This window comes from Sulfuricurvum sp. (assembly GCF_022759005.1).
Classification (GTDB): domain Bacteria; phylum Campylobacterota; class Campylobacteria; order Campylobacterales; family Sulfurimonadaceae; genus Sulfuricurvum.
On sequence record NZ_JAEMQA010000019.1, the window covers coordinates 1 to 3,439 of the forward strand.

General features: G+C 46.0%; 2 protein-coding genes. Both read right to left on the reverse strand.

Features of this window, described 5'->3' with window-relative positions:
* The coding region (gene napG / locus JHC35_RS00995; RefSeq protein WP_295041514.1) for a ferredoxin-type protein NapG at positions 1-607 on the reverse strand (607 nt) is incomplete at its 3' end.
* Positions 608-618: 11 nt separating this feature from the next.
* Positions 619-3,402 carry a nitrate reductase catalytic subunit NapA gene (napA, locus tag JHC35_RS01000; protein ID WP_295041515.1) on the reverse strand — a complete coding sequence of 928 codons (2,784 nt, stop codon included), beginning with the start codon at positions 3,400-3,402 and terminating at the stop codon, positions 619-621.
* Between the last annotated feature and the right edge of the window lie 37 nt (positions 3,403-3,439).

Below are 3,439 nucleotides of genomic sequence, written 5' to 3' on the forward strand. Positions count from 1 at the left end.
AGGCATGTTCACACATACCGCATCCCGTACAGACATCCGCATGAACAATTGGGACAAGAAACGCATGTTTTCCTGTTCGTTCATTTTTTGAGTATTCGATGGTAATGGCTTGTTCCATGAGAGGGCAGGCGCGATAACACGCGTCGCATTGAATCCCCCATGTGGCGATACACGATTCTCTGTCGATAACCGCCAGTCCCATACGGGCTTTATTGATATCGAGTTTGGCATGTGCTTGAACATAGTTACTAACCGACGGTTCATTAAGCGCGCCGCTTGGACACACCGGAACACAAGGAACATCGCTACACATATAGCACGGTATTGTGCGTGGTGTAAAAAATGGAGTTCCTATTGGAAGGTTATCTCCCGGTTTTGCCAACATGAGAGTATCGTAAGGGCACGCTTCTACACATAGTCCGCATTTGATACAATTTTTAATGAACTCATCTTCTTTTAACGCACCGGGAGGACGCAAAACTAAAGGAGCGGCTTTTACCTCCCCCACATAAGCACTCCATACTAACGCACCCATCGCACTTAGCCCGATCCCTCTCGCGATGGAGAGGAGAAAGCGGCGACGATCGTTTGTCGGAGAATTTTTCATGACTCTATCCGTTACGCTTTATAGATTTTGACAGCACATTTTTTATGGTCGATTTGTTTGGAAATCGGGCAGGTATGATCCAAACAAACTTTATTGATGAAGACTTTTTCATCAAACCATGGAACAAATACGAGTCCGCGCGGAGGACGGTTACGACCGCGTGTTTCGACGTGCGCTTTTACTTTACCGCGACGCGATTCGACCCAAACCATATCTCCTTGTTTAACACCTCGTTTTTCAGCATCTTTCGGATGGATATAACAGAGTGCTTCAGGAACGGCACGATAGAGTTCAGGAACCCGCATCGTCATTGTTCCGCTGTGCCAGTGCTCTAATACACGACCGGTACAGAGCCAGATATCGTAGTTGGCATCCGGTACTTCGGTCGGTTCCATATACGGTCGGAAAAATATTTTCGCTTTGCCGTCCAAATGGACTTTGGTTTGATCCGTAACCCCTTGGAGATTACCCGATGGGATCTCTTTAAACGCATGTCCGTAGAATGAGAATGGACCGCTATTCGCTTTTTTCGCATAAGGATCGTATTTTGCGTTGTAGCGCCATGCGGTCTCTTTGCCATCTACAACCGGCCATTTCAAGCCGCGTACTTTATGATAGGTATCAAAGTCGGCATAGTCATGACCATGTCCGTCACCGAATTTTCGGTACTCTTCCCAAAGGTATTTTTGGAGGAAAAAGCCATACCCTTTAAACGGTTTGCCATCACTTCCGACAACATTACGTTTGTCCCCTTCAACTTCAGAATTTTGGTACCCTTTGCCTACCGCATCAGGCCATTTATAGCTTTTAGAGGTCGAGTTGGCAAACAAGACATCATAAAGGGTATCGGTCTCTTTATATCCCATCGCTTTTGCTGCAGGGAGCACATCTGGCAATCCGCCATCCAGCCCAGGGATTTTTTGCGCACCCCATACCTCTTTGATAGTAAAGCGTTTTGAGAGTTCAACAAACTGCCATGTATCTGACATGGCATTCCCTACCGGAGTTACCTGCTGACGCCAGTGCTGTGTTCGGCGTTCCGCATTACCGTACGCACCCCATTTTTCATACATCATTGCACTCGGCAAAATCAAATCCGACACTTTCGCTGAAATCCCCGGATAACCATCGGAGGTAACAATAAAGTTATCCATTTCACGTGCTGCTTTGATCCAGTGTTCGGCATTGCCGGTATCTTGATATGGATTACATACGCTGACCCATGCGAATTTCACTTTCCCGTCTTCGAGATCACGGTGAATCTGGGTGAAATGCGATCCGATTTTCGGATTGAGTGTACCAGATGGAATGTGCCAGATTTCCTCAGCTCTTTTACGATGATCAGGATTGGTGACAACCATATCCGCTGGGAGGCGATGGGTAAAGGTTCCTACTTCACGTGCGGTTCCACACGCTGATGGTTGACCAGTTAGAGAGAATGCACCACTGCCCGGTTTAGCTTGTTTACCGAGGAGAAAGTGAACCATATACGCTTGCTCATTAATCCATGTTCCGCGAGTATGCTGGTTGAATCCCATCGTCCAGAAGGTGAGGCATTTACGTTTTTGCTCGATGTAGAGATCGGCCATTTTTTGAAGTTTCGCTTTGAAATCAGCGATACTTTCGTCCGGATCGCCTTTTGAAACGTGCGCTGTATAGTCGAGAGTATAAGGAGCAAGCCCTTTTTTGAACTCTTCAAAAGTGATTTTCCAATGTTTATTAGCATCATTGGTATTTTTCATCTCCAGCGTATCGCCTGCTTTGTAACCCAAATACCCTAAGCTAACCCCCTCATCGGCGGTGAGTACTTTGGATTTTTGTTTCGCGGCGGTATCAAGTTCACTTTTTTTGTATTTTGGATGGTGAATATCATCCCGCAATCCATAGCCAATATCAACGGGTCCGGTAGCAAATACGATGTATTTATTGACAAAATCCCAATCGATTGCTTCAGGATGGTTATAAACAATTTCACGAGCAATGTAGTTAAAAATAGCCAAATCGGTATTTGGTTTGAAGATAATTTCTACGTCTGCAAGGTCCATTGTTCGGTGTTTGTAGGTTGAGAGAACAACTACTTGTACTTTGTCTGGATTGCTGAGTTTGCGATCTGAAACACGTGACCAAAGAATAGGGTGCATCTCTGCCATATTGGAACCAAAAGCCACGATGGTTTCGGCAAGCTCGATATCATCATAACATCCCGATGGCTCATCTGCACCGAAAACGTTCATGAATCCTGTAACGGCAGATGCCATACACAGACGTGCATTGGGATCGATATTATTGGTACGGAAACCCGCTTTCATGAGTTTAAGGGCGGAAATCCCCTCCATAATGGTTTGTTGACCGGAGCTAAACATCGCAATCCCCGTAGGTCCTTTTTCTTTGAGAACGGATTTGATGTGTACTTCCATCTCATCAAAGGCACGCTGCCAGCTGACGGGTTTAAATTTACCGTGTTTATCAAATTCACCTTTGTCATTCATACGCAAAAGGGGTTGGGTAAGGCGGTCTGCACCGTACATGATTTTGGCATTAAAGTATCCTTTGATACAGTTAAGACCACGATTGACGGGAGCGAGTGGATCACCCTTGACAGCAACGATACTGTCATCTTTGGTCGCCATCATGATGCCACACCCTGTTCCACAAAAACGGCACGCCGCTTTATCCCAACGCCATCCCGCTTGCGCTTGATTTGAGGCAGCCTCTACACTTGCAGGAACGGCCATCCCGACTGCCGCAACAGCAGATGCGGCAGCGGCACTTTTTAAAAACTCTCTTCTATCCAATGACATTAAATCCTCCTAAATGAAATCATGTTTATCC